The 26,496-nt window shown below is 41.9% G+C and carries 21 protein-coding genes; 11 read left to right on the forward strand and 10 right to left on the reverse strand.

What is annotated here, in order from left to right:
- Window positions 1–301 precede the first annotated feature (301 nt).
- Window positions 302–514: a CopG family transcriptional regulator gene (locus tag H6G96_RS27235; RefSeq protein ID WP_190915339.1), complete on the reverse strand. Its 213-nt coding sequence runs from the start codon at window positions 512–514 to the stop codon at window positions 302–304.
- A 50-nt stretch (window positions 515–564) separates the two neighbouring features.
- Window positions 565–1,245: a response regulator transcription factor gene (locus tag H6G96_RS27240; protein WP_190915341.1), complete on the reverse strand. Its 681-nt coding sequence runs from the start codon at window positions 1,243–1,245 to the stop codon at window positions 565–567.
- Window positions 1,246–1,601: 356 nt separating this feature from the next.
- On the opposite strand from H6G96_RS27240, the gene H6G96_RS27245 reads away from it, so the two are divergent.
- Complete coding sequence (locus tag H6G96_RS27245) at window positions 1,602–2,108, forward strand: hypothetical protein (protein ID WP_190915343.1); 507 nt, start codon at window positions 1,602–1,604, stop codon at window positions 2,106–2,108.
- A 149-nt stretch (window positions 2,109–2,257) separates the two neighbouring features.
- On the opposite strand, the gene H6G96_RS27250 is transcribed toward H6G96_RS27245, so the two are convergent.
- The 4 genes from H6G96_RS27250 to H6G96_RS27265 all read right to left on the reverse strand — a co-directional run bounded on the left by H6G96_RS27250 (window position 2,258) and on the right by H6G96_RS27265 (window position 8,516).
- Complete coding sequence (locus H6G96_RS27250; protein ID WP_190915345.1) at window positions 2,258–3,691, reverse strand: ATP-binding protein; 1,434 nt, start codon at window positions 3,689–3,691, stop codon at window positions 2,258–2,260.
- Between the two features lie 405 nt (window positions 3,692–4,096).
- On the reverse strand, window positions 4,097–6,130 hold the full coding sequence (locus tag H6G96_RS27255) for an amylo-alpha-1,6-glucosidase (protein ID WP_190915347.1): 2,034 nt from the start codon (window positions 6,128–6,130) through the stop codon (window positions 4,097–4,099).
- 460 nt (window positions 6,131–6,590) lie between these two features.
- Window positions 6,591–7,121, reverse strand: a complete 531-nt coding sequence (locus H6G96_RS27260) for a DM13 domain-containing protein (protein ID WP_190915349.1) — start codon at window positions 7,119–7,121, stop codon at window positions 6,591–6,593.
- A gap of 357 nt (window positions 7,122–7,478) precedes the next feature.
- A complete protein-coding gene (locus tag H6G96_RS27265; RefSeq protein ID WP_190915351.1) occupies window positions 7,479–8,516 on the reverse strand; it encodes a low specificity L-threonine aldolase in 1,038 nt (345 codons plus the stop codon).
- Window positions 8,517–9,394: 878 nt separating this feature from the next.
- On the opposite strand from H6G96_RS27265, the gene H6G96_RS27270 reads away from it, so the two are divergent.
- Both H6G96_RS27270 and H6G96_RS27275 read left to right on the forward strand, forming a co-directional pair.
- On the forward strand, window positions 9,395–10,177 hold the full coding sequence (locus H6G96_RS27270; RefSeq protein WP_190915353.1) for an ABC transporter ATP-binding protein: 783 nt from the start codon (window positions 9,395–9,397) through the stop codon (window positions 10,175–10,177).
- Window positions 10,178–10,499: 322 nt separating this feature from the next.
- Entirely contained in the window at window positions 10,500–11,939 is a 1,440-nt protein-coding gene (locus H6G96_RS27275; protein WP_190915355.1) for an MlaD family protein, read from the forward strand.
- Between the two features lie 170 nt (window positions 11,940–12,109).
- Here the strand turns inward: H6G96_RS27275 and H6G96_RS27280 are convergent, their stop codons facing one another.
- Entirely contained in the window at window positions 12,110–12,334 is a 225-nt protein-coding gene (locus H6G96_RS27280) for a hypothetical protein (protein WP_190915357.1), read from the reverse strand.
- Here H6G96_RS27280 and H6G96_RS27285 point away from each other — a divergent pair.
- The gene (locus H6G96_RS27285; RefSeq protein ID WP_190915359.1) at window positions 12,322–13,626 is read left to right on the forward strand and encodes a Tudor-knot domain-containing protein; all 1,305 of its coding nucleotides are present in this window, start codon (window positions 12,322–12,324) and stop codon (window positions 13,624–13,626) included. The genes H6G96_RS27280 and H6G96_RS27285 overlap by 13 nt on opposite strands.
- A 123-nt stretch (window positions 13,627–13,749) precedes the next feature.
- Here H6G96_RS27285 and H6G96_RS27290 read toward each other — a convergent pair whose 3' ends face one another.
- Window positions 13,750–14,106, reverse strand: a complete 357-nt coding sequence (locus H6G96_RS27290) for a DUF4288 domain-containing protein (protein WP_190915361.1) — start codon at window positions 14,104–14,106, stop codon at window positions 13,750–13,752.
- A gap of 184 nt (window positions 14,107–14,290) precedes the next feature.
- On the reverse strand, window positions 14,291–14,470 hold the full coding sequence (locus tag H6G96_RS27295; protein WP_190915363.1) for a hypothetical protein: 180 nt from the start codon (window positions 14,468–14,470) through the stop codon (window positions 14,291–14,293).
- Window positions 14,471–14,574: 104 nt separating this feature from the next.
- Here H6G96_RS27295 and H6G96_RS27300 point away from each other — a divergent pair, with 104 nt between their 5' ends.
- From H6G96_RS27300 to H6G96_RS27325, 6 genes are all read left to right on the forward strand, one after another.
- Entirely contained in the window at window positions 14,575–15,693 is a 1,119-nt protein-coding gene (locus tag H6G96_RS27300) for an aminoglycoside phosphotransferase family protein (protein WP_190915365.1), read from the forward strand.
- Entirely contained in the window at window positions 15,690–16,232 is a 543-nt protein-coding gene (locus H6G96_RS27305; RefSeq protein WP_190915367.1) for a DOMON-like domain-containing protein, read from the forward strand. Before H6G96_RS27300 ends, H6G96_RS27305 begins: the two co-directional genes overlap by 4 nt.
- A 437-nt stretch (window positions 16,233–16,669) precedes the next feature.
- Complete coding sequence (gene hflX / locus H6G96_RS27310; RefSeq protein ID WP_190915369.1) at window positions 16,670–18,358, forward strand: GTPase HflX; 1,689 nt, start codon at window positions 16,670–16,672, stop codon at window positions 18,356–18,358.
- Window positions 18,359–18,372: 14 nt separating this feature from the next.
- Window positions 18,373–19,245, forward strand: a complete 873-nt coding sequence (locus H6G96_RS27315) for an isoaspartyl peptidase/L-asparaginase family protein (protein WP_190915371.1) — start codon at window positions 18,373–18,375, stop codon at window positions 19,243–19,245.
- 189 nt (window positions 19,246–19,434) lie between these two features.
- Window positions 19,435–20,703: an ATP-grasp domain-containing protein gene (locus H6G96_RS27320; RefSeq protein WP_190915374.1), complete on the forward strand. Its 1,269-nt coding sequence runs from the start codon at window positions 19,435–19,437 to the stop codon at window positions 20,701–20,703.
- Between the two features lie 484 nt (window positions 20,704–21,187).
- On the forward strand, window positions 21,188–21,811 hold the full coding sequence (locus tag H6G96_RS27325; RefSeq protein ID WP_190915376.1) for a class I SAM-dependent methyltransferase: 624 nt from the start codon (window positions 21,188–21,190) through the stop codon (window positions 21,809–21,811).
- A 112-nt stretch (window positions 21,812–21,923) separates the two neighbouring features.
- Here H6G96_RS27325 and H6G96_RS27330 read toward each other — a convergent pair whose 3' ends face one another.
- Window positions 21,924–23,111 (reverse strand): MFS transporter, encoded by a 1,188-nt coding sequence (locus H6G96_RS27330; protein ID WP_190915378.1) that lies wholly within the window; start codon window positions 23,109–23,111, stop codon window positions 21,924–21,926.
- A 495-nt stretch (window positions 23,112–23,606) separates the two neighbouring features.
- Between H6G96_RS27330 and katG the strand changes: the two genes are divergently transcribed.
- Window positions 23,607–25,835, forward strand: coding sequence for a catalase/peroxidase HPI (gene katG, locus H6G96_RS27335; RefSeq protein ID WP_190915380.1), 2,229 nt, complete (start codon window positions 23,607–23,609; stop codon window positions 25,833–25,835).
- The last annotated feature ends 661 nt before the right edge of the window (window positions 25,836–26,496 follow it).

Here is a 26,496-nt window from a genome sequence, read left to right on the forward strand (position 1 = left end):
AGATTAAGTCACCGAGCTTAATTACCTAAAACCAAAAAACCTCACCCTGTCCTATAGGACATCCCTTTCCTTGGTAAGGAGAGGGACAGGTTTTGCTTAAGCAAAACCAGGGTGAGGTATCTCAGAGGCTATACGATAAATCAGTAAATAGCCTCACCAAAGACTTGTGTACACACCGTAGAGGGGATTGGGGGGATGTGGGGCAACTCTCAAGGACTTGTGTGTACACCGTAGCCTATCTGCCGGGAATCACGATAGCAGATTTCTGAGATTTGGCAGGACAGGATCTTCGAGTTAATAGTTACTGTGATTTTGACGAGATGCCAACTGTTCTTGTTGAGTCTGCTGTTTTCATCTGAGAGTTTTCAGCATCGTCAACCTCAAGAGTTCGGAGCAATTCTCGAACTACATCTGTTGCTGGCCTTCCTGTCGAAGCGCAGTAAGATTTAAGTTTGTTCATTTCCTCGGTTGTGAGATTTACTGTGAGTCGTTTAACAGCCCATTTTTTATTCATAATCGCCTTTCGTCTTTAATATGTTTCTTTGAGCCGAAATCACCAAGTCATCAAGATTGCTCCCGTAGTGCATAACCTACACCACGCACTGTATGAATCAAACGCTTTTCCTTATTGTCTTCTAATTTTAATCGCAGATAACGAATATATACCTCAATAATATTAGAATCACCCATGAAATCGTAACCCCAAACTTTCTCTAGAATTTGGTTTCTAGTAAACACCTGACGCGGATGTGAGAGAAGATATTCTAATAAGTCAAACTCTTTTGCTGTTAACTCAATGCTTCGTTTTCCCCGAAAAACTTCACGGGTGCGGCGATTTAAGCTTAAATCTTCAAATTGCAACAAATCCTCGTCTGTTTCTTGGGTGCGTCGGAGATGGGCGCGAATTCTGGCTAATAGTTCCTCAATGCTGAAGGGCTTAACTACATAATCATCGGCTCCTGCATCTAATCCTGCCACGCGATCGCTCACTTCATCTTTTGCTGTCAACAAAATTACTGGTACTGTGCTACCTGTTGTTCGCAAACGGCGACAAATTTCTAAACCTGTTAAACCTGGGAGCATCCAATCTAGAATAGCTAAATCTGGCGATGAGTCTCGCGCTAGGGTTAAACCAGCAATACCATCATGGGCTACGCTAACTGTGTATCCTTCGCTACTAAGTTCTAATTCGACAAATCTCGCCAGTTTAACTTCATCTTCTACCACAAGGATATGTGCTGTCATAAATTTACTCCTAGAGCAGGTAATGTGAAAATAAAAGTGTTACCGTAGCTTGGTTTTGAAAGGATGGTAACTTTGCCTCCCATACCTTTTACCAGATGTTTCACAATCGATAAAACCAACTTGTCCAGATAGTCTCTGAATAGAGTTATAGTTTTTGCTGAGAGAACGGTAATTTTATATATATAAGGTTTTTCCTATCATCTTGTTAGCAAATATTTTATAAAAATATTATTTTTTAAATCTTAGAATATTTTAATTTGTGAGTCAGCCTGTTCTCATATTCATGGATGAATCTATTAATTACAGGTTCTTGTTCCACCTTGAGCCATTAATTCATCTAAAAGCGAGTATTCATCATGAAAGTTTTATTTTTCGGTAGTTTATCTGCTTTAATACTCACTATGTCTGCTACGGCTTTAGCTAAACCTGTGAAAGATCACCACCGATCAAGTTTAGATACACATATACTATCCCAAGCAAACTTCAACTTTAACGTTCCTCATATTACGAATTCTGGCATCCGAAATGATACTCATTTTATCAGATTGGCTGTAAAGGGAATGTCTCTGCAAAACCTAATAATTTCTCTACCAAGTCAGATGGAACGCTTTAATGGAGTTCGGATTACAGACCAATCTGGTAAAGAAGTTACAGCTAAGACGGAGATTAGTAAAGAACGTTTGTTAATCACCTTTGACCAACCTCTAGCTACTGATAGTTCTTTAGAGGTGGAGCTAATAGGCGTGCGAAGAAAGAGTTTAGGCGGGAATATACTACTCTATGGAGTGAGCGGTCAAAGAGTTGGGTTGATGGGAGAAATTCCAATTGGAACAGCCAGAATTGATATTCCTGAGAAAGGTTAGAATTATCTACGGTTTATAGAGTAATACAGTTAGTGATATTTGGCTCTGGAAACTCCCCTCTTAACTCCTCTTTAAAAGGGGAGTCTAATTTTTTTATTAAAAAGGAGGGTTAGGTTGGCTTAATTTCTTCCTTTTAAAGTCCTGTTAGGTTAGATAGAACTGTTATATGTAGGTAAACTGATTGTAAACGTACTCCCTTCTCCTAACTTAGATTGTACATTTACATTACCCCCCATACCTTCTACAAGTGTCTTGACAATAGATAAACCCAAACCACAACCCGCAGTAGCATGAGAGCGGGATTCATCTACGCGGTAAAATCTATCAAATATCCGTGCTTGCTGTTGCAAAGGAATGCCATAGCCTTTGTCACAAACTTGAATAATTGCTTTGTCTTGAAGTTTATTTAATTTGAATATTATAGGTGTATCGGCTTCAGAATACTTAACAGCGTTATCAATCAAATTTAATAATACTTGTTTGAGGCGGCTGTAGTCTGCTTTTATCTCAATTGGATAAACTTTTGACTCAATTTTAATTATGCGATCACTATATGTTTCTGCCATCATGACAACTTCTTCAACCAAGTCATTTAGCACATAAGATTTCATCTGGAAGTATAAGTAACCGCTATCGGCTCGTGCTAAATCAAGTAAATCTTGTAGCAGACGGATAGTGCGTTCAGCTTCAGATGCAGCAGTTTCTAAAGCTTCTTGTTGGGTTGGGGTTAAGTTATTCTGCCTTCGTAATACGCTTTGCAAATAACCAAGTACAATTGTCAAAGGTGTGCGTAATTCGTGAGAAACATTACTCACAAATTCTTGCTCTTGCTCCCATGATTGCGAGAGGCGTGATAACAACATAGTTAAGGTTTGAGCTAATTCTTTGACTTCGCTGGGTGCATTATGAAGATATAGCTGCGCTTGTCCTAAATCTTCAGCAGAAATCACAGAAGCCATTTGATTTAGCTGGCGCAAGGGTTGCAGAGAATGCTTAATATAAGATGCGATCGCAGCTGTTAATACAATAATTGCCAAAATACTAGTAATACCTAAACTTTGCACCATTACCACAAACATTTTCTGTTCGCGGGTAATATCCTTTACTATAAATAACTCACCCAACAACTTACCCTGCACTTGCACAGAATTACCATATAAAACAAAGTGGTTTTGGTTAACTCTGTAAACTTGTGGTTTAATCGGCATCTCAGTCAGGGACATCAACTCAGCTACTGTAGCCTCAGATAATAAATTTAAATGAGCAGATTTTACTAAAATTTTATTATCAGAACTTTTTACCCATAATAGTGTGTTGGTATTTGCTAAATTATCAATAGCCTTTTGCAACCCAGTTTCAAGTCGCATCATTTCACTATAAATTTGCAAATCTTGCGGCAAGCGCTTGGCAATTTCTTCTATATTATATTTATGACTCTCAACTAAAATTTGCTGCATTTTCCAACTAGTCCATGTAGCTAGGCTACCTAATACCAAAGCTGAAAATGCTGCAATAACAAGCGTGAGGCGTGACTGTAATGAAAAGGGGTCTATATTTATCCATTTTTTTTTGGTTTGCTTCACTGTTTTGGTTGCGTCTTAGGTCTTTAATAAGGTTGTATGAATAAAATTAGGCTGCTAAATGTAAAGTTAGTATCAACTGCTACATATTTAGTTATAGCTAATTTTAACTTACCTTTATTGCATTCCAACAGTGAAAGCGGCAGCCATTCTAAAAAGATTGCTAAATATTTTTATTTCATCGCTCTCTCAACTCTGCAAATCTTTATCTAATAATAAGTTAAATGAATTTACTAGTAGTTAAATTAATTTCTGATGAGAATCACCTGAAATTTTCTACTTTTGTATGTTTTCTTGTTTGAGTACAATGGCTAAAAGTATATCTTGCTCGTTTAATAGAGATAATATAGTACGGAAAATTTCTGATGTAATTCTAAATAGGTAACAAACCGATAGTTATTCAGTGCATCAAATTTCTGTTGCCAACCAAGCACGCAACACCTCTGCTACTGTCCACGCTTGGGCAATACATCCCCGTGGAGTCATAGGAGCATCACCATCAAAAATTTCACTGAGACTGCCAACACCGTGTGCAGTCAGATGATTAGCCATTGGTGCCAAAAATTGACGAGCCTGCTCAGGATTTTTGTAAACGCGCAGGTGTGCTAAGACAAACGGCCCCAACAACCAACCCCAAACTGTTCCCTGGTGATAAGCTCCATCGCGTTGATACTGATTGCCACCGTATTTACCTTTGTACTGAGGATGGTTGGAAGCAAGCGAGAGTTCTGCGGACACGCTACGCGATCGCAATCCATGAGAAGTCAGCAACATTCGTCCGCAAGCTTCCACCACACCCCTTTGCTGGATAGGTGTGAGGGGGCTTTCTGGTAATGAAACAGTAAATATTTGGTTAGGTCGCAACAACCAATCATCACCATCAGGGCTGTCTATAACGTCATAGCAATAACCTGTATTCTCATTCCAGAAGCGAGAAAATCTATACTGAACCCGGTCTGCCATTGCCTGATATTCTTGGTGTGGTTTACCAAGCTGACGGGCAAACTTTGCCATCGTCCGTAAAGTATTATACCAAAGGGCATTAACTTCAATTGGTTTGCCAATTCGGGGCGTAACTACCCAATCGCCAACTTTGGCATCCATCCAGGTCAGTTGTACACCTGCCACACCTGCATAAAGTAAGCCATCGGCTGCATCAAGGTGAATGTTGTAGCGTGTACCACGACAGTGCCAATCAATGATGTCTGCAAGCACTGGAAATAGTTCAGCCAGCAAATTATCATCGTCCGTAGCGCTGTAGTAAGCGCGGACTGCTTCAAAGTACCAAAGAGTGGCATCGACTGTATTATATTCTGGTTGCTCACCCGCATCGGGAAAGCGATTGGGCAACATTCCTTGGTCTACGTATCTGGCAAAGGTGCGGAGAATTGAGCATGCTACCTCTGGGCGACCAGTCGAAATTGTCAAACCCGGTAGACTAATCATTGTGTCACGTCCCCAGTCGCCAAACCAGTGATAACCAGCAATGATAGTTTTACTATGGGGATTTTCTGGCAATGGGCGGTCAACAATAAACTGGTCAGCAGCTAGTATTAGGTGCTTGATCCAAGCAGGTGATTCTTTAGTGTTGGATCGGTTACTATTCCAAAGTCCTGTTAGTTTCTGCTCTTGAGCGCGACGTAACTTAAGTGCGGCTTCGCCATTGAGATTTGATTGTTTTTCTGTGGTGGCTACAAATGCGTAGGCGCAGCCCGTCGTAGACATCGCGTCCCCAGGATTCAGTGTAACTTCAAAAGTCGCAGCGTGGAGATGGTCTTCTTTATCTCTCAATCCCCGATAACGTTCAACAGCTAAGTCAAAGCCATGATACCAATCGTGGGCAACAGTACAGCTATCGCTTAAAGGCGAATCGCTCAACAGATACAGTGGTACAGCATCTGGATAGGCAGTTACACAAATCCCCTGTTCCACCTGTTCAACAGACATCTGCCAACCATTGCTTTGAGTGTCGCTGTGATAATCACGGTAGTTGACCAATGCTTTTAGGATCAACTTCAGAGGTTGAGTGGCACGACGCAGAGTATATTGGACATAGGTTGTATTCGCGCCTTGTTGCATCCACACCCGTTTTTCTAACAAAGCATCAGCAACAGCAAAACGCCATAGGGGAATTGTACCTTCCAAGGAAAAGCGTTCAATATTTTGATAACCGTGAGGACTGACGATACCATCTGCCCAACGATTGGTGTATATAGAATAAGAGCGAGTATCATACAGAACAGTTTCATCTAGTTTTGCCAGCATTAAAGTGCGACCCAGAGGTGGTTTTAATGCTGCTACCAGTAGTCCGTGATAGCGCCGAGTCAATAAACCTGCCACAGTCCCAGAGGCGTAACCACCAATACCGTTAGTAACTAACCACTCCCGCGATTCTGCAATGTCAAGATTGCCGCAGGTTTCCCGCCCAAATTCAATACACATAAGAGAGCAATTTTCGGTTAATCCCAACTAAAATCTTACCTGCTAATCAGTGGCCAAAGTGGTCATTTAGGTGCAAAATTCTGTGAATTCTTTGGAGCAAAAGATGACGAGTTTGGGCAACCAGCACTTGCAATAATTAGTTGGTTTGCAGATTAAACAAATGGGTATTGGTAAATCGAGCTAATTCCTGAAGCAGTTAGAGCATTTAATCGTTTTTACCTCTAAACTGCCTAATCAGAATGTTAATTTTGTTTAACTTATGAGCCTGATAGCCAAAATTTAAGTTACTAAATTTATTTAATTTTGTTAACTCATTTAGTTAGCGATCGCTTGTAGTTATACTAAACAATGGGCACAGAGGTACCACTACACTAAAAATTTAGTGGTCGATTAAGCAGTGGAGAATACAGAAGTTCACACTGATTGCAATTATAAATTATATTGATTGTTTGGTTGGATTTTAACTACTCAAATTGGCAGCACCAAAAGTAGCATTGAATTTGCGACACCAGATAGCGGCAGATTTGTAATCTGCTAAATTGATATTGCTAGGAATAGAATATGTTTGAGCGCCGCTATATTCTTTTAAGGGAGCAATAATGATATAATCTCCACTTTTTAAAGGATAAGATGGTGGCTTAGTTGAACCAATTACGTTATTTGAACGATGCAAAACTACTACTAAATCTGGCCCTAATTCAGAGGTTTTAAACGACTGCTCAAGCTCTAGAAATGATTTACCGTTTTTTGTGGTAATATTGACTGTTCCTTGAGTTGTATGTTCTCCAGAAACAAAAGTGCCTGACTTGATAGCAGTAGACTCCTGAGATTGTGCTGAGAGGGCTAAAGATTTCGCCGGAGTTGAAGATGCAGGAACAGATGTATTCACAGCGATTGGACTTTCGTTCAACTGATTACTTGATACTTTTCGGGCACAGCTAATCATGATAATAGAAAACAAACTTAGTATTAGTAAATATCTAATTTTCATGATTCAAATTCCTCAATACATCAATCAATAAACTAATTATTGCTTAAATAATGAGTCTAAAGATGATAAATATCTAAGAATTAATCTCTAAAAAGCTGATATTTACTTGAGAAAGTTCTTATGGATTTCTCAGCAAAATTTAAACTTTGACTCTCTAAGTACTTATACTTGTAGTTTCTCTACGGAGCATTTAATTGATATTAAATGTTTTTTATGCTACAATATTAATACTTAGAGCGTTAACAGAGATTTGGGAAAATAATTTCACGCAGGCGTTGGGGCGTTTCTCATCCCATCTTTAAAAAGAGTGGGTTTTTCTAACGCCTGTTTATAAAATTATTTCATATGTAATTTTTATCAATAATTGCTTTTTTTAATATCACTAATCAATTCATCAATCCTTGATTGAGTCGTATTCCAAGAACACATAAAACGTACTCCCCCCACACCAATAAATGTATAAAACTGCCAGTTCTTTGCTTTTAATGCATGAATGACTTGTTCGGGTAGTTTAACAAACACGGCGTTGGCTTCTCTAGGAAACATCAAGTCAACATTTTCTAGGTTCAATAATTTATTTTCTAAGTATTCAGCACATTGATTGGCGTGTCTGGCGTTTTTTAGCCAAGCACCAGTTTCTAATAAACCCAACCAGGGAGCAGAGATAAACCGCATTTTTGAGGCTAGCTGACCTGCTTGCTTGCATCGATAATCAAAATCCTCTGCTAACTCTTTGTTGAAGAAAAGAATGGCTTCACCTAATGCCATTCCATTCTTGGTACCACAAAAGCACAACACATCTACTCCACTTTTCCAAGTAATTTCAGCAGGGGTTTTATTCATAGCGGCAACTGCATTTGCAAAACGAGCGCCATCCATGTGGATCTTTAAGTTATACTTTTTTGCAACTTCTTGAATTTCCAGAAGTTCTTCAATAGAATATAAAGTTCCTAATTCAGTTGATTGCGTGATGCTAATAACTTTAGGTTTAGGATAATGAATATCAGTCCGTTTAGTGACTATTGTCTCTATAGATTCTGATGTTAACTTGCCGTTTTTACCATGAGCTAGTAACAGTTTAGAGCCATTAGACGCAAATTCAGGTGCGCCACATTCATCTGTTTCTATGTGAGATGTTTCATGACAAATGACGCTGTGATATGACTGACAAAGGGCCGCTAAAGATAAAGAATTCGCGGCTGTACCATTAAAAGTAAAAAATACTTCACAATCAATCTCAAAGAGTTCCCGAAAATAATCTGTGGCTTTTTGAGTCCATTCATCATTTCCATAGGCTGGAACACTACCTTGGTTTGCCCTAATCATATATTCGAGTGCTTCTGGACAAATCCCAGAGGAATTATCACTTGCAAACTGTTCTAATTGGCTAATCATAATCTTTCGTTTAATTTTTATCAGTAATTATAATATTAGTGAATATTTTTTAAATTTGGCAATTCCAAAATTGACGGGGGATGTTATATCGATTTTCGCTTGAGTGGGTTACAACAACTCTACCCTCAACCCTCTCCTCGCAAGTGAGGAGCTTGCTCTGATGTACCTCATGTGATCAGGAAACGCTATATTAACCTCTCAAACCATCTAATAACTCGGCTAATTTCAAGAATTTGTAATGGTAGTAAACTAGATATTTATCTAGCTCTAATTAATCATTTGTGAATAACAAAATTTCCGAGTTATTTAAAAAATCAGGAAGCTGAACCTTTTGATTTTCAAGAAATTAAATATAGCGGTTCTCATTTACGTAAGGTACACCCGTAAGGGTACGGCACTGCCGTGCCCCTACACCTCGCAATATAATCTTGTACCGCATTTGAATGGGAACCGCTATATAACAATTGCTATGCCTTTCAGCAACCTGTTAATTAGTTTTTGTTGTAGCTTTTTTCTGAGTATTTATAGCAACAATCTGCATATTTATGCTAAGTAGTTGATACTATTGTATGATTTTGCTGATGTCCACAAGAACTGGAGTCTTAGCTTTCCGTTACTGAGACTTTAAAATACTATGGTGTCTTTGTCAGCCTTACGTTAGGGGGATTCTAAGACGTTAAATATTGCAAAGAACTAAGTATTATGCTAAAAAAATAAATTTTGCTAATTAAAATGCTAATTATATACTTATAATGTACCATAAAATGCCCGACCAATAACTATGACATCACTATTGGGCATATTTGTCCTTTAAAGGTACATATTGGGAAACCCTCTCCCTTAGCACTGGCTCACCAATGACTAATGACTAATAACTAATGACTGAACCATTGATTGAACTGAAAGGTGTTTCTAAGTCCTTTGGTAGCCATAAAGTTCTAGATAATGTAGACTTGACCATTTATCGGGGAGAAGCACTGGGGATTATTGGCCCATCAGGGACTGGTAAATCAACAATTTTACGGGTAATCGCGGGGTTACTTACTCCCGATGAAGGAGAAATTTATGTGCAAGGAGTGCGGCGAGACGGTTTGATTGAGGATGGTGGCCAGCAGGTTGGCATTGGCATGGTGTTTCAGCAGGCGGCGCTATTTGATTCGCTGACCGTGGAGGAAAATGTGGGATTTTTACTTTATCAAAATTCAAAGCTACCGCGATCGCGTATTCAAGAATTGGTAAAAGAAAAATTGGAAATGGTAGGTTTGCCAGAAGTAAGCGACCTCTACCCAGCCGAACTCTCCGGGGGAATGCGAAAACGGGTAAGTTTTGCCCGTGCAATTATGGCTAACCCCGATAATCCTTCAGAAACCCCAGAAGTTCTACTATACGATGAACCAACAGCCGGACTTGATCCCATTGCCTCAACAGTAATCGAAGATTTGATCCGCCATTTGCAATGTTTACATGGAGTTTGTAGTACCTATGCTGTTGTTACCCATCAAGACAGCACTATGCGCCGTACAGCTGATAGACTTATATTTCTCTATGAAGGTAGAGTGCAATGGCAGGGTACAGTTAGTGAAACATACAACACAGAACATCCCTTGATTAGACAATTTCTCAGTGGAAGTGTAAAAGGGCCGATTCAAGTCGTCGGTTAGAAAGTGAAAAATGAGAAGTCAGGAGTTAGGAGTTAAAAGTGAAGAGTTAAGAATGAGGAATTAAAAGTTAACGCTTCTCCAAACCTCTCCCCTGCAAGGAGAGAGGCTTTGATTCTTGCTCCCCTTCCCTACAAAGGAAGGGGTTGGGGGTTAGGTTTGAGAGAAAGTTGCACACGGCGTAAGTTAAGAATGAAGAGCGAGAGTTAAATTCAACTCTTAACTCCTAACTCCTAACTCCTAACTCCTAACTCCTAATTCTTAACTCCTAACTCCCAACTCCCAACTCCCAACTCCTAACTAATTATTGGGTGGAGGCAAAAAAATGCGAGGTCTTATGACAAGCCGCTTCGCGTCTGGGCGAACATTTAGAGAAGGCTCTGTGGGGTTGTTAATCCTGCTAGGAATAGGGGTATTTGGATTACTCTTTCTGTGGCTAAATAGATTCACTGCTGCTGGCCGTGCATACAAAGTTATCGTAGAATTTGCTAACGCTGGCGGAATGCAAAAGGGAGCAACAGTTCGCTATCGAGGCGTTAAGGTAGGAACTATTTCCCAGGTGCGACCAGGGCCAAATGCCATTGATGTAGAGATTGAAATTGCCAACACTGACTTAATTCTCCCCCGGAATGTAGTGGTTGAAGCTAATCAGAGCGGATTAATTAGCGAAAGTATTATTGATATCACGCCAAAAGCAACCTTACCTGCTGGGGTTGTGATTGCTAAACCTCTAGATAGAAATTGTGATCCCAGCCTTATAATTTGTAATGGCTCTCGGTTAAAAGGTCAGGTTGGCATCAGCGTTGATGAACTAATTCGCAGTTCAACTCAGCTAGCTGCTGTATACACTGAACCCAAATTTTATAGAAATGTGAGTAGGGTTCTAGAAACTACCACAAGCGCAGCATCCAGTTTTACTGAGCTAAGTCAGGATTTACAAGGTTTGACCAAAAGCTTGCGACAACAACTAAATACATTTTCAGCCACTGCTAATTCAGTGCAACGAGCGACAAACCAACTTAATGCATCCGCGATTCAAACTTCAAATCAAGTCGGTGCAACTGCAACTCAAGCAACTCGTTTGCTGAACAACCTGGATAACCTGTTGACAACAAATCGTTCGGCGCTGGTTGGTGCTTTAAACAATATCACCGAAACCAGTAACCAACTGCGTGTTACAGTCGGTAGCTTATCACCATCTGTGAATCGATTAACTCAAGGACAATTACTCAACAATTTAGAAGCTCTTTCAGCAAATGCAGCACAAGCCTCAGCTAATTTACGCGATGCTTCTAAAACCTTAAATGATCCCAAGAATGCGGTGCTACTGCAACAAACTTTAGATTCAGCACGAGTAACGTTTGAAAATAGCCAAAAAATTACATCTGATTTGGATGAGTTGACAGGTGATCCTACTTTCCGCCAAAATTTGCGGCAATTGGTGAATGGTCTAAGTGGTTTAGTATCTTCTACACAACAGATGCAGCAACAAGTGCAAGTTGCTACTACTTTAGATTCGGTAAAAACTGCTGTGAGCAAACCGAAAAATTTAGTTCCTACCCCAGCACCAACCCAGCAGGCGATGTCTAAGGAAAAGTCCTTACCTGTGTATTTAACTAATCCCCCACTTGCTAATTTTGAAAGTACCGACACAAACCTTCAACCAACCCCTAGCCCATCTATCCCTAACTCATCCCAAGAAAACCTGTTGAAGCAGTTGCGGGAGTATGGTAAGCAACGAGAGCAGCTGGAGACGGAAAAATAGGTAATACAGCTTGACCAAATTTTAGATTATAAATTTTGGAAGTTCCTAAGAGATGGGAGAAGCAAGTAGTCTGCTTCTCCCATCTTACGTATTATTCATTCAGATTCTAGTAGAACTTCATCGGGTACTTCGTGCCTACGAATTCTTCTACATACTCTACTTGCCTCAAATCAGTAAAAGCCATTGTAAAGAATATTGCTGTGATCTATGCGATCGCTAGTTGTTATTTTTTGGTCAGGTCGGGGAATTCTATTAATAGGATTCAGTAATTCGTGCAGCGTTGACCAGAGAAAGGCTTCCCGTAGGATAGCAACTGATATTGGTTGTTGTGGGTTTATTTGAACTGTGTTGTAAAAATATTTTGAGTTTTGAGGATCGGCTGATGGATAAATCAATTATTCAGTTGGTTGACGAATTACCGACTGACAATATTACTGTCAAAGTTTTAAAAGCTCTTGATTATGTAGCACCGGGTGAGTGGAGCAATTTGACGGGATTTGAGAATAATATTCGTAGCATTACAGGAGTTAGCGATGCTAAGGTAATTCAAAAAATCCGCGATCGCGCTGTTGTTCTATACGAAGATCCTCAACAAGGCTATCAATTCGCAATCAAACTTTATCAAACAATTGATAAGGCAGACACAGCTATGGCAACGGCAGCTTTAGCGAATAAGGTTAGTGAGAAAATCGGCTTTCTCTCTTTTTTAGGCAAAATTACTCCGAAAGCTGACGTAACTCAATCCATTGACTTGGTACTGAAAATCACCGTCGAAATCATTGCCTTTTGCAAACTAAATGGCATTCCTCAACCGAATCCCCAAGAGTTTGCTAATTCTCTCGCTAACAATTATCAAAATGCATCCCTAATGCGGATGGTAGCTCTAGTTTGCCTAGACGGAATTCTGCCTTTAGGCCCCGACTTTCTTAGCAAAATTCAGGAAGTTATTAGTGGCACTGATGTTGGCGTAATCGCTCAAAATCCGGTTTTTTTAGCTATCAATAACTCTCTCCCAGGCAATAATCCTTCTGATAAAGTTGGTTTTATCAGTCAAAGTTTCAACTCTGTGCAAGGTTGGATGAATAATTTAGTATCTAAAACAGGCATAACACCGCAATCAATTTCTAGTAATTTGGGTAACTTTATTCAGATTGCTGATGATAATTTAGATTTAGTAGCAGCATTCCTAGATCAAACTACCAATTACTACGAACATACGGGAATTCAAACTGTAGCTCGCAGCTTGATTTTGCAAGCCTATACTTTAGTCAAAGAGGAAATTAAGCAAGAGGAACAAAAGCCTATCCAAGATATTAAATCTGCTGTTAAGTCAGATAACAATCAGTATGAACTCAGCAAAACAGTAGAAGTCTGGGATAGTGAGGAAGAAGATTGGTATCAGGGAACAATTGAGAAAATCCAAGATGACCAATTCTTTGTTCATTACCTTGGTTACGGTTCATCTTATGACGAGTGGGTAGGCGAAGATGATATTCGGACTCGCGATCTTCGCTCTACGGATGACAATGGATATGCAGTGGGTCAAAAGGTAAAATGTTGGGATGATGACCAAGAGGCTTGGTATTCTGCGACAATTGAGCAAATCCAAGGTCAGCAATACTTTCTTCACTACATTGGTTATGATTCATCCTATGATGAGTGGGTTGATAGCGACGAAATTTCCTAACTGTTGAATTAGCGCAGGGCCGGCAAGAGCAATATCTCCAATGGGCTATTCGGTGTCGCGCTCTGTGTTAATATACAATATTTATCAAAATTCATAATTCAAGAATAATTCTCATAGTCATAATTACTGTTGAGATAAAAATGGTTCAAATGATTGATAAGCCTCATAATTACGAAAATGTCTAGCGTATAAGTCAACACCATCACTAGCCAATTCAAAGCCATCATCTAATACTGAATTCACATCTATTACTTTTTTTAAAGACCAGATAATAGTTTCTCTATCCACATTTTTATAGCTTACTTCTTCTTTTTTTGCATAACTTATAGCCTTTTCTTTGGCTTTTTCTAAAGAATTAGATTTTAGCAAAACAAAGCATTCCTGGTACAACGGTTGATAATCGGGTGCATCGGAGGATGATTCATAAAGAATTACGGCAATGTAGAAGGATTCCGTTTTATCTGCACTTTCGGGTTTCATACAATTTCCTTCAATATTACTTACTTATTGAATCTATCATCATTCAATAACTTCCAAACCCTTTTACCGGGGGCTGATTTATCATTTTTGATATCTTCTAAATAAGAGTTTAAATACTGGCTGGGAAACTCCCGTCTAATTGATGCTTTGCAGCACGTACTAATGAAAGTATCAGCAAATAAACTTAGTTGCCGTTTGCTTCACAACTGCCATCTGGTCTAACTTGACTTATTACCAAGGACAGCTTGAATAAATGTGCATTCAATGAATATATTACAGTCTGGGAATGGGTAGGCATCGGTTGCAGAACCAATCCCACAACGAAAAGACCGAGCAGTGGGTTAGGTAGAGGTTTTTGTAGCATCAGGAAACAAATCCTTTTTAATTACAAATTATTTTGACACTTGCGCTACGATATCCCCTATTGCCTTTGTGCAATGTATATGAGGAGTAGTAAAGGTCAACAACATGACAGAAGAATTCAATACACAGTGTGCAGAAAATGTAGTTGCGATCGCAGATCAATTCGCTAGGGTGGGGAAAGTTACAGACGTTAAAGCATTTGGAAGTGGTAATATCAATGACACCTTTTTGGCGGCTCTAGATTCTTCAGAAGAGCAACATTTTGTCCTGCAACGCATCAATACGCAGGTATTTCGGCAGCCACAACTGATTATGCAGAATATGTGTACCTTCACTGAGCATGTTCGCAAACGGTTACAGCATACACCCCTGAATCGTCGCTGGGAAGTGCCACGCGTACTGTTGACTAAGGATGCTCAAGACCACTGGAGGGATGCAAACGGCTCCTTTTGGCGGGCGATCAGCTTTATTGAAGGCTCCCAGTCTTACGATACTATGCGCGATCGCTCACACGCCAAAGAAATCGGTTATGCCTTGGGGATGTTCCACAATCTGATTAGCGATTTGCCACCAGAAAAGCTAGCCGACACGCTTCAAGGGTTCCATATTACACCGCTTTATCTCCAGCATTACGAGGAAGTGTTGGCGAAAAGTAGTGCTAGTCAATCTTCGGAAGTTAATTATTGTTTGCAGTTTGTTAGCGATCGCCAAACCTTTGCACATATTCTAGAAAATGCCAAAATTGAAGGCAAGCTACCCTTGCGTTTGATGCACGGCGATCCAAAAATTAATAATGTCATGTTTGACATTGCTACCCAGCAAGCCGTCAGCGTCATCGACCTGGACACCGTGAAACCCGGTCTGGTACATTACGACATTGGTGATTGCTTGCGATCGGGTTGCAATCCGGCTGGAGAAGAAACCGAGAATTGGGATAGTGTTTATTTCGATACCGACTTGTGCCAGGGAATCTTACAAGGTTATCTTTCGGTGGCAAAAGCATTTCTGACTGAGAATGACTATGCATATATATACGATGCAATTCGTCTCATCGCCTTTGAACTAGGATTGAGGTTTTTTGCTGATTATTTAGCAGGGAATGTCTACTTCAAAGTCAAGCATCCAGAACATAACTTGGCAAGAGCGATCGTTCAGTTTAAGCTTACCGAAAGTATTGAATCGCAAGAAACGCAAATTTGCAACATTATTAAAGATATGAAATGAACCACCAGACATTTTCCCTACAACCCTTTCCTTCTACAAAATCCCTGCCTAATTTGAAAATTGCAGGTAATATTGCCAGAAATGGTAATAAACTTACTATCTGCAATATGCTTGGAGGCGATTTAAAAGAAATCGTAATTCCTCCACCATCAAACACACCATCACGCAAGCACGAATTGTGGCAAGACACTTGCTTTGAGTTTTTCCTTGGCATCAAAGATTCTGCACGGTATTGGGAATTCAACCTCTCCCCCGCCGGACATTGGAATGTTTATCGCTTTGATGGATACCGTCAAGGAATGCAAGAGGAAAAAGCTTTTACAATACTTCCCTGTAATATTCAAAATCAAACGAATGGTTTAATACTTGTGTTGGATGTAGATTTGGATAAAATCATCTCTGTGGAGCAAGCTATTGAAGTTGCCATTACGACTGTTATTAAAGATAAAGATGGTGAGATAACTTACTGGGCGTTAACTCATCAAGGCGCAGAGGCTGACTTTCATCTGCGGGATAGTTTCATAGTTGAGTTGTGCTAGTGGTAGATCAGTTAATTAAATTAGTAGAGCTAACTACAACTTTTCATTCATTGGTAGCGAATCCTCCGCGTACCTTTGCGCTTACCTCTGCGCCCCTCTGCGTTTAAATTTCAACCCTCAATTCGCCCCGTCAACAAAGAGTAAAGGCAATTTTAATAAATATACCTGTTTCAAATCGCCGCTTGAATATTTTAAAAGTGCGATCGCACTAGCAAAAAGAAAAAATAGATTAAATATCTAACCCATAGCGGTATTTACACATTTGCTCTTTCATGCAGTTTTATGGTTTGCTTGTATACAATGAACAATAATTAGTAACGTTATTTTAGGACGCAAAATAAACTAATTTGCTTATTTCGCTTGATAGAGTTAATTCAACCTTAAAAAGGCAAAATATAAGTTAGATAGCTAAAAAGCAAATTATCAACTGTTAATTTATGCAAAAGATTTATGGCAATACTCACGGGATAAAAGCTAGTCAAATAAAACAATTACAACGGCTTTACGAGCAAAATCAACCGGCAGATAGATTAGTTACACCAGAATTTGCTCAAGCCTTAGCTGTAATTAGTAAAGAAATTCATCACCCGATTTGTTGTTATATTAATCGGCGTGGGCAAGTTATCCGAATTGCTGTAGGAACACCTAATCAAACTCAAATTCCAGCTGAAGAATTACCCCGCCGCAGTGCTGAACGCTTAAGCGGAATCCGTTGTGTTGCTACTCAATTTAAATCAGCAGCCCCTGATGAAGCATCGTTGATCGCAATGATGCGTCAGCGCTTAGACGCTCTTGTTATATTAACCACGATTGATAGCGAAGTAAAAGAAGCTTTTCTAACTTACCTTTTTCCTGATCCAGAAAGTCCTTGGGTAATTTCACCTCCTCTAAGTTTGGATGACTTAACCGAACAAGAATTTGATGAGCTAGTTCACGAATGGGAGAGAGAAATTGCTGATGCTGGGGATGGAATATTCCTATCTCAAGAAATTGTCTCTGACCAAGACAGGGTGTTGCTGGTAGGAGTGCAGACAGAAGATGTATCTGTCCAACGGTTTGAAGATGGGCTAGCAGAACTAGTGCGTTTGGTGGAAAGCGCTAAGGGTATTGTACTGGATATAATGCGGCAAAAGCGCGATCGCATCCATCCTCAAACAGTAGTTGGTAAGGGAAAAATTGAAGAAATCACCCTTTTGGCTCAAAAACTAAGAGCTAATCTAATCGTTTTTGACCGAGATATTTCTGCATCTCAAGCCCGCAACTTAGAACAAGAGATTGGCATCCGAGTTGTAGACCGCACGGAAGTAATTCTAGATATTTTCGCTCAACGCGCTCGCACTCAAGAGGGTAAATTACAAGTAGAGCTAGCGCAACTCGAATATATGTTACCTCGGCTGCGCGGTCGTGGTCAGGAAATGTCTCGATTAGGTGCGGGGATTGGTACGCGAGGCCCTGGTGAAACAAAACTAGAGACGGAACGGCGAACCATTCAACGGCGAATTGGTCAACTACAAGAAGAAGTAAACCAATTACAAGCACATCGCGCCCGCATTAGACAACAACGACAACAGCAAGAAATTCCGGTTCTGGCATTAGTTGGCTATACCAATGCTGGTAAATCTACTCTGCTAAATGTGTTAACTAATGCAGAAGTTTACACCGCAGATCAACTATTTGCTACCCTCGACCCCACAACCCGCAAGGTAGTAATTACAGAACCAGAAACACAACAACGCAGGTCGATTCTGCTCACAGATACTGTAGGGTTTATTCACGAACTCCCGCCACCACTGATGGATGCATTTCGCGCCACATTGGAGGAAGTAGTTGAGGCAGATGCCATGATTCATGTTGTGGATTTGTCCCATCCAGCTTGGGAAAGCCATATTGCGAGTGTTCTGGAAATACTCGAAGAAATGCCTGAGATTCCAGACAAAAGTTTCATTGCTTTTAACAAGGTTGACCAAGTAGATAGCGAAACCTTGGTTAGAGTTCAACAAGAGTATCCCGAAGCTGTGTTTATATCAGCAACCCAGCGCTTGGGTTTAGAGACTTTCAAAATGCGATCGCTACAACTAATTGACGAACCCGTTAAAGCGATTGCAGTCCCACAAAATTCATACTAACCAAAGGAAATTATATGACACCGACCATCATTGTTCACGGTGGGGCAAAAACTATCACAGACGATAAAGTTGCAGCCAACAATGCAGGCTGTACAGCAGCAGCAGAAGCTGGTTGGGCAGTGCTAATCAGTGGAGGTAGCGCCGCAGAAGCTGTTGAAGCAGCTATTCGAGTTCTCGAAAGTGACCAGACATTTAACGCTGGTCTTGGCGCAACTCTCAACAGCGACGGAGAGGTGGAGTTAGACGCGGCGATCATGGAAGGCTCATTAAGTTGGGGAGCGATCGCAGCAGCTCAGGGTATCCGTCATCCCATCTCCATAGCACGACAGATTATGGATGATAAACCCAGGCTGCTAGTGGCGCGGGGTGCAGAACGCTTTGCCGCAGACAATGGAGCCGAAATGTGTAAAAAAGAAGACTTGATAGCTGATGAACAGTGGCAGCAGTGGAAGGAGGATCAAAAAGTAATTGATCGCCCCAATACTGTAGGTTGTGTGGCTTTGGATGCTAGCGGCATCCTCGCTGCTGGCACTTCAACTGGCGGTACTACGAAGCAGCAAAGTGGTCGCGTCGGTGACACTGCGCTTGTTGGCTGTGGCTTGTACGCTGACAATAAATTTGGCGGTTGCTCAACAACAGGTGATGGCGAGTCAATTATCCCCGTGGTTTTGGCTAAAACTGCGATCGATTTCTTGACTGGAGACAGACACCCAGACGAAGCAGCGCAGATGGCAATTGACACTTTGGCATCTAAAGTTAAAGGTGAAGCTGGGTGCATCCTTATAGATCGTCAAGGACGCGTTGGCTGGGCGTATAACTCATCACACATGGCTTGCGCTTATATGACCGAAGGACAAGACAAGGTGGCTTTCTTTACCAAGAAATAAATAACTCATACCAATTCGTAATGGGTTACGCTACGGTAATACGTAGTTAATGAAGCTAAACTACATCTGAGTTTTCAAGTTTGAATATACAGCTTTGTTTGTTAAAGTTGGTGTTACTTGGAAATTCGGAAAACTTGTTTAATATAAACAACCACATCCACAAAGGGATGCGGTTTCTTGGAGGAGTAGATGTCAAAATACGACTTTCATTATTTTCAAGGAAGTACACTTTCTGATCTGTTTGCTCAAGATATTACAGATGCATCTTATGGGTTTATTTTAAATTACCCTGCAACTGCCAGTTGGGCTGCTTATCCCAACCGAAAAAAATATTTTATTCAAGATGGCAGTAGTGAAGCCACCAAAACCTCCTTCGACAAGATTTGTCAGAAGGAACCTTGGAAAAATCTGGCTGTGTTAGGCGATCGCATTCCCGGAATTGTGATTATTCCACCGCCAATATCGCTAATTGGCTACTGGCAAGAGCATTTCGGCTTCAGTCACTCGAATACGTCAATGATGGATTGCTCGACTTATCTAGATGATCTCAGCCACAGCAAACGCTTTGACAAACTCATTAGTCTATTTCCCTTTGATCACCTCAAACCTGAAAAACACGCTGTTGATCCAGACACTCATTACCGCTTACTCAGCAAAGTAACCCTAGCCGAATTGGGAGTGCAATGCCCAAAATACAAGAGCTACAATCTACACCAAGTAAATATCGAAGACATTCAGTTACCACAATACCCCTACTTAATTAAAACCTCCCACGGACTCTCAGGAGAAGGCACTTATATCATCAAAAGCCCCAGCGATTTAAACTACTGTTTTGAAGAAATCAGGAAATATCTTGATATTAAGTTGCTCGATACAATTATTGTTTCAGAGTTCGTCAAAAATGAGGTGCAGAATTACTGCGTACAGTTCTATATCAATAAAGTAGGAGACATAACCCTGATTGGCACTACCAGCCAACTAGTCACTCCAGAAGGCAACTATTTAGGCGGACTGATTGACTACCGCAACACTGACATGAGCAAGTTCTTTGAGATGATTGCCAACCTTGGTCAGTATGCTCACAAACAAGGCTATTTTGGCGTGATTGGCTTTGATGTGCTGGAAGATAAAGACGGACAATTTTATGCGATCGATGCTAATTTCCGAGTCAATGGCTCGACTCCGTTGTGCTTGCAGCGTAATACCCTATTAGGGCTGGGAAAGGGAGTAGCTAAGTATTCCAGTGACTACCGCATGGAAGGAACATTGGATTCAATTCTAGTCACCTTAAAACCAGAACTAGATCGCAAGGATTTGATTATTCTGTCAGCTTTAGAAAAGGTCAAATACGGAAAAATCTTCACCGAAATTTATGCGATCGTTACTGGAGAAACTATCCAGGAAATGCAGCATATTGAGCATAAATTACACGATAAGGGATTACAATGGCTCCATTAGGACTTCCAACTAAAAAAATATCCCACCCCGTTTAGGGCAGGGGGATGAATAGTCGGATTAAATCCAAAAATTAGGATAATTTATTTTTTGGAGTTCCCTTAAAAAGTGCCAATTTTGAGATTTGGCGTTATATAGATTTACTTATCTATCGTTGAAATTTGTGTCTGACCATTAATTACATCATCTGAATTATCCAAACCCGTAATGTTGTTATCGAGGTCCTTTTTTTTCAGTAACTTCAGTTCTCAATTTTGAGTTGAGTGCTGTTTTTGGGCACAAAAAACTTGCTTCTAGGGTAATGCTTTCGGCATCCTTTACTGGGCTAATTTTGAAACTCACTTCCGTTTGTGGTTTCGGTTTAGGAGTGTTATTGAGTCAACACTGTTGTATTTAACAGAGGTTAATTGAGGAATTATGCATTTGCCGAAGATAAGTAAATGTAGGATAATTTTACTCACCAAAATGTAGCCATTTCTGAGTCAATATGAGTGTTCAAGCCGCATACGATAATTGGTCAACCACCTATGATGCTGATCAAAACCTGACCCGCGATCTGGATCAAATCATTACTAAAGAAATTTTAATGCGTTTGAAATGTAAATCAATCGTTGAAATTGGCTGTGGTACAGGCAAAAATACTTTGCTTTTATCACAAATTGCCCAAACAGTCTATGCAATCGATTTTTCAGCAGCCATGCTCGAGAAGGCGAAAGAGAAAGTAAATTCAGTCAACGTGACGTTCATTACCGCAGACATTACAAATCAATGGATTTGCGGCAACGAGTCTATTGATTTGATCACCTGTAATCTTGTTCTAGAACACATCAAAGATTTGTCAAAAATTTTTTTAGAAGCCTCCCGTGTACTCGTTCCAGGAGGATACTTTTTCATTTGTGAACTTCATCCATTCAGACAGTATCGAGGCACACAAGCTAATTTTCAAAGAGATCAAGAAGTGATTAAAATCCCAGCATTTATACATCACCTATCAGATTTTTTTCAGGCAGCCAAAAATTATGGTTTCCGGCTTGAGGATTTCAACGAGTGGTGGCATGAGCAAGACCAAAATAAACCACCCAGACTTGTATCATTCTTGTTCAAAAAGTGAATCTTAATAATGAAATTGATCATGCGTGAATTTTGAATTGTTTTGACGGCTGGTATATTTTTTCAAGGCTTGTGCCTAAACTGTAAACTCTGCCAATACCTGCATGAATACCTTACTTGCCTCTGAGTGAATGTTGCACTAGCCAGCAATGTAAACCCACCATTATGAACGCCAATGGCAGCATCAACATTGGAATAATTTCTAAACCTGCCCAACTTGCAACCCAGCCTGCTCCAGTGGGTATGATCGCTGCTCCAAAACTGGCGATGCTGGTGGCAAAACTAACAGCCGCAGGAACCAAGGCATTTGGTAATCGTTGAGGTATCAACCAGATGGTGGCGGGAAAGATTGCTGCCAATGCAAAGCCAATTAGTGGTAAGCTAATCCATTGATCCCGAAGTTGCCACCAAGCAAGCAATCCAATCATTAAAAGACTCAGCGACATACTGATTGTGCCGACTGCCCCAAGCCATTGCAAGAAATAACCTAAGATGAAACGTCCTAATGTTAATCCTAGCCAGTAGGCACTAACGCTGTAACCTGCAATCAATTCGGGAGTTTGGCGAGCGACGGATTGCACAGTGTATGCCCAGTTGCCGATGCAAGCTTCTATACCAACATAAACCAACAAGAGTAACCCAGTTAGCACTACTACTGGATTTTGGAGCGAGCGCCCCAAATTTTCTAAGGCAGTTGTATTTGATGTCGATACCCGTAGCGTCATTGGTGTGTAGCGAGAAATTATCGCACCTAAGACACTTACAATCAATAGGCTGACGATGGCGGCTAATACCCAATAAACCTGTCGCCAGTTCATGCCAAGTGATAGCAAAGTAGTAGCAATTGCGGGTCCAGATAATGCACCAATCCCATAGAAAGCATGGAGTAAACCAATCATATTTGCACTGCGCGAATCTTGCACAATGTAGGTATTGATTCCTGCATCAATCAGTCCAATACCCAATCCCAACACTGACCCAGCAGCAACCATAAACAACCAGTAAGGTGAGGTCGCGTAAATTACCAGCGCCATTGTCAGCACAACCGCAGCAATCAATAGCATTCGCGCTAACCCTAAACGGCTACTCACCAGACTGCTGGTGAATGCTGCCAGAATGTAGCCGCTAATTTGACTCACAAACAGCAGCGTCACGGTGGCTGGAGTCAAGTTATATGTGGACACTATAGAGGGCAGCAGAACGCCTAATCCGCCTTCAGCAATGCCAATGGCAACAAAGGCAATTAAGGCGATCGCCACTCCAATCCACAGAGGCGGTAAAGTACGTTGGTAGTATCCCATCGGATATAATGCTCAAGCTCTAGACAATTTGGTTGCTTAGATTTACTCAGTTGATAATCCTCAAAAATAACATTGCCTTGCTAATGATGAGCTATTTGATAAATCAGGATATCATTCAAGTAATGTCATTGAGGGTATAAACCTTGTACTCAAAGAGCGTTAAGCCTAAAAGTATCACAGGGAACTTACAAGCTATATCAACACGGCTTTGTTGTAAGCCTAAAGTGAGTAAAGCTTAACTCGATGGCACTAATTTGTCTCAACGCCATTTAATTTATCACTGTACATCTGCCCATCAATATTTAGATGTAGATGCGTTCGCCCTGCTTGGGCTATTGATATAACGGATTGTTTCAAATCATAACGTTTTTTATATTTCTCTTCGATTATATTTCTCATCGATGATCCCAATAATTGCCCATGTGCTATTTGTTGGCTATACCAGCACTACATCAAAAAATCCGTACCACAAAATTTGACGGGAGATAAGATACTATGAGCAGCGAAAGCGGATGCCCGTTTACGGGCAAAGGTCAGAAACCTCAGCCTCGTCACAGACCGTCGAACCAAGACTGGTGGCCGAATTATTTGAATCTGAGCATCCTCCACCAGCACACACCCCAGGCTAATCCCATGGGTGAGTCGTTCAACTACGCTCAGGAGTTCAAGAGTCTTGACTTAGCTGCCTTGAGGGCAGATATCTTCGAGCTGATGACCACCTCCCAGGACTGGTGGCCAGCCGACTACGGTCATTATGGCCCGCTCTTCATTCGCATGGCTTGGCACAGCGCAGGCACGTATCGTATTGGCGATGGTCGCGGCGGCGCGGGTTCGGGTAGCCAGCGGTTTGAACCCCTCAACAGTTGGCCAGATAATGCAAACCTCGACAAGGCGCGCATGTTGCTTTGGCCAATCAAGCAGAAATACGGCAAGAAAATCTCGTGGGCCGACCTTATGATCTTCGCTGGCAACTGCGCGCTTGAGTCTATGGGTTTCAAGACGTTGGGTTTTGCCGGTGGGCGCGTGGACGTCTGGCAGCCAGAGGAAGACATCTACTGGGGTTCTGAGAAAGCCTGGCTCGGCAATGAGCGTTACGAAGGCGATCGGGTGCTCCTGAATCCTCTCGCCGCTGTTCAGATGGGATTGATCTACGTGAACCCGGAAGGGCCAGACGGCGAGCCTGATCCGGTCGGCTCAGGACGCGATATTCGCGAGACCTTTGGTCGGATGGCAATGAACGACGAGGAGACAGTCGCACTCACCGCCGGTGGGCATACCTTTGGCAAATGTCACGGTGCGGGCGAAGCAACGCACGTAGGTGCTGATCCTGGGGGTGCTACCATCCTGGATCAGGGTCTCGGCTGGAAAAACACCTTCAACACGGGTGTCGGCGTCGATGCGATCACCAGCGGTATCGAAGGCGCATGGACCCCCACTCCGACGCAGTGGGACAACAGCTATCTCGAAACCCTGTTCAAATATGACTGGGAGCTGACGAAGAGTCCCGCTGGCGCGTGGCAATGGAAGCCCAAGGACGACGCTGGTGCGGGTACAGTACCCGACGCACACGATCCGTCGAAACGGCACGCCCCCATGATGACTACGGCGGACATGGCTATGAAAATGGACCCCATCTACAACCAGATTGCGCGGCGTTATCACGATAACCCGGATGAGTTTGCCGAGGCGTTCGCTAAGGCGTGGTTCAAGCTGACGCACCGCGACATGGGTCCCCGCTCACGCTATCTAGGCCCGGAGGTTCCTGAGGAAGAGTTCTTATGGCAAGATCCCATCCCTCCAGCCACCCACGAATTGGTTGATGAGCAAGACATTTCCGCTCTCAAAGCCAAGATTCTTGCTTCGGGATTGTCTGTCTCCCAACTGGTTTCGACCGCTTGGGCATCGGCATCAACGTTCCGCTGCTCCGATATGCGGGGTGGAGCGAACGGCGCGCGCATTCGTCTCGTGCCGCAGAAGGATTGGGAAGTCAACCAGCCAACTCAACTGACAACGGTGCTACAAACCCTAGAGGCGATCCAACAGGAGTTCAACAGATCGCAGTCTGGCAAGAAGCAGGTTTCGCTCGCTGACTTGATCGTTCTGGGCGGATGTGCAGGCATTGAGCAAGCGGCGAAGAACGCTGGCCACGACGTGACGGTTCCCTTCAAGCCAGGGCGCACAGATGCGCTGCAAGAGAAAACAGATGTCGAGTCCTTTGCCGTGCTTGAGCCGACTGCGGACGGGTTCCGCAACTACACTAGTGGCAAACACAGCGAATCGCTCGAAGAGCTGCTGGTCGATCGAGCGCAATTGCTGTCCCTGTCAGCCCCTCAGATGACGGCTCTTGTGGGCGGTTTGCGCGTCCTGGGTGCGAACTTTGGAGGGTTCAAACACGGCGTCTTCACCCATCGACCAGAGACGTTGACCAATGACTTCTTCGTGAACCTGCTCGATCTGGGCACGACGTGGAAGGCAAGCTCTGAAGATGAATATGAGTTCGAGGGGAGTGATCGCAAAACTGGTGAACCTAAGTGGATCGCTACCCGTGTTGACCTCATCTTCGGCTCAAACTCTCAGCTACGGGCCCTTGCGGAGGTTTACGGATGTGTGGACTCGCAGCAGAAATTTGTGAATGACTTTGTAGCAGCATGGGATAAGGTGATGAACCTTGACCGCTATGACCTTCGCGCAGTCTTAGCGAAAAGCTCTTCGAGGAGTTTCTAGGCGTAACTTCAACCGATCATCGGTGATCGTAGATCGAGGCGGGATCAAACCTACGGAAATCCTGAACGCGGGTGGAAGTCAGATGTACAGTGACTTTTTATCTAGAAAGGTAGAGGGCAGTTCTTGCTGGAGGCTCAGTTGGAATACTGTTTTCTGCTCTCTGCCCGTGACCGAATGGCACTAAGAAAAGCTGAAAGCTCGTCTGGGCCGGGTGTTGGGGGTAGGGTGTGGGGTATAGGGAAAAATCAATAAAAGTAAATAAGAGTGTAGACACAAATAAATTTCTTCCTTACTACACCCACTCAGCCATACCCCATACCCAAAAGCCTTATATATAATGGGTTTGGCGTTATCTTAGTGCCATTCAGATATTAACCCTAAAGATTTACCTGCTTTGCCTGCGCTGGCTTTTTAGCTTTGTTGAACTCCCATAGTTTAAATTGTAATCCTCCTTGCACATTATGTGCGAGGAGGATTCAAGACCCCTAATTAGCAATGCTGATGATTGCAATTGCGGCTATTGGCATCTAGCTGCAAACTTGCAGACATATCATTAGTTAAGCAACGATCTCAAAGTTTATAGTTCTCAACACAGGTGATGTTGTGGATGCATTGTTATCGTTATCAATGTTGGCAAACAGACTACCTGTGCCAAAGCCTG

Source organism: Nostoc sp. FACHB-892, from assembly GCF_014698795.1.
GTDB lineage: Bacteria > Cyanobacteriota > Cyanobacteriia > Cyanobacteriales > Nostocaceae > Nostoc.

What these genes read in the sequence shown, in the direction of transcription:
- H6G96_RS27235 (WP_190915339.1), bottom strand. Translation starts at nt 514, where the DNA reads ATGAATAAAAAATGGGCTGTTAAACGACTCACAGTAAATCTCACAACC.
- H6G96_RS27240 (WP_190915341.1), bottom strand. Translation starts at nt 1,245, where the DNA reads ATGACAGCACATATCCTTGTGGTAGAAGATGAAGTTAAACTGGCGAGA.
- H6G96_RS27245 (WP_190915343.1), top strand. Translation starts at nt 1,602, where the DNA reads ATGAAAGTTTTATTTTTCGGTAGTTTATCTGCTTTAATACTCACTATG.
- H6G96_RS27255 (WP_190915347.1), bottom strand. Translation starts at nt 6,130, where the DNA reads ATGTGTATTGAATTTGGGCGGGAAACCTGCGGCAATCTTGACATTGCA.
- H6G96_RS27260 (WP_190915349.1), bottom strand. Translation starts at nt 7,121, where the DNA reads ATGAAAATTAGATATTTACTAATACTAAGTTTGTTTTCTATTATCATG.
- H6G96_RS27265 (WP_190915351.1), bottom strand. Translation starts at nt 8,516, where the DNA reads ATGATTAGCCAATTAGAACAGTTTGCAAGTGATAATTCCTCTGGGATT.
- H6G96_RS27270 (WP_190915353.1), top strand. Translation starts at nt 9,395, where the DNA reads ATGACTGAACCATTGATTGAACTGAAAGGTGTTTCTAAGTCCTTTGGT.
- H6G96_RS27275 (WP_190915355.1), top strand. Translation starts at nt 10,500, where the DNA reads ATGCGAGGTCTTATGACAAGCCGCTTCGCGTCTGGGCGAACATTTAGA.
- H6G96_RS27285 (WP_190915359.1), top strand. Translation starts at nt 12,322, where the DNA reads ATGGATAAATCAATTATTCAGTTGGTTGACGAATTACCGACTGACAAT.
- H6G96_RS27290 (WP_190915361.1), bottom strand. Translation starts at nt 14,106, where the DNA reads ATGAAACCCGAAAGTGCAGATAAAACGGAATCCTTCTACATTGCCGTA.
- H6G96_RS27295 (WP_190915363.1), bottom strand. Translation starts at nt 14,470, where the DNA reads ATGCTACAAAAACCTCTACCTAACCCACTGCTCGGTCTTTTCGTTGTG.
- H6G96_RS27300 (WP_190915365.1), top strand. Translation starts at nt 14,575, where the DNA reads ATGACAGAAGAATTCAATACACAGTGTGCAGAAAATGTAGTTGCGATC.
- H6G96_RS27305 (WP_190915367.1), top strand. Translation starts at nt 15,690, where the DNA reads ATGAACCACCAGACATTTTCCCTACAACCCTTTCCTTCTACAAAATCC.
- hflX (WP_190915369.1), top strand. Translation starts at nt 16,670, where the DNA reads ATGCAAAAGATTTATGGCAATACTCACGGGATAAAAGCTAGTCAAATA.
- H6G96_RS27315 (WP_190915371.1), top strand. Translation starts at nt 18,373, where the DNA reads ATGACACCGACCATCATTGTTCACGGTGGGGCAAAAACTATCACAGAC.
- H6G96_RS27320 (WP_190915374.1), top strand. Translation starts at nt 19,435, where the DNA reads ATGTCAAAATACGACTTTCATTATTTTCAAGGAAGTACACTTTCTGAT.
- H6G96_RS27325 (WP_190915376.1), top strand. Translation starts at nt 21,188, where the DNA reads ATGAGTGTTCAAGCCGCATACGATAATTGGTCAACCACCTATGATGCT.
- H6G96_RS27330 (WP_190915378.1), bottom strand. Translation starts at nt 23,111, where the DNA reads ATGGGATACTACCAACGTACTTTACCGCCTCTGTGGATTGGAGTGGCG.
- katG (WP_190915380.1), top strand. Translation starts at nt 23,607, where the DNA reads ATGAGCAGCGAAAGCGGATGCCCGTTTACGGGCAAAGGTCAGAAACCT.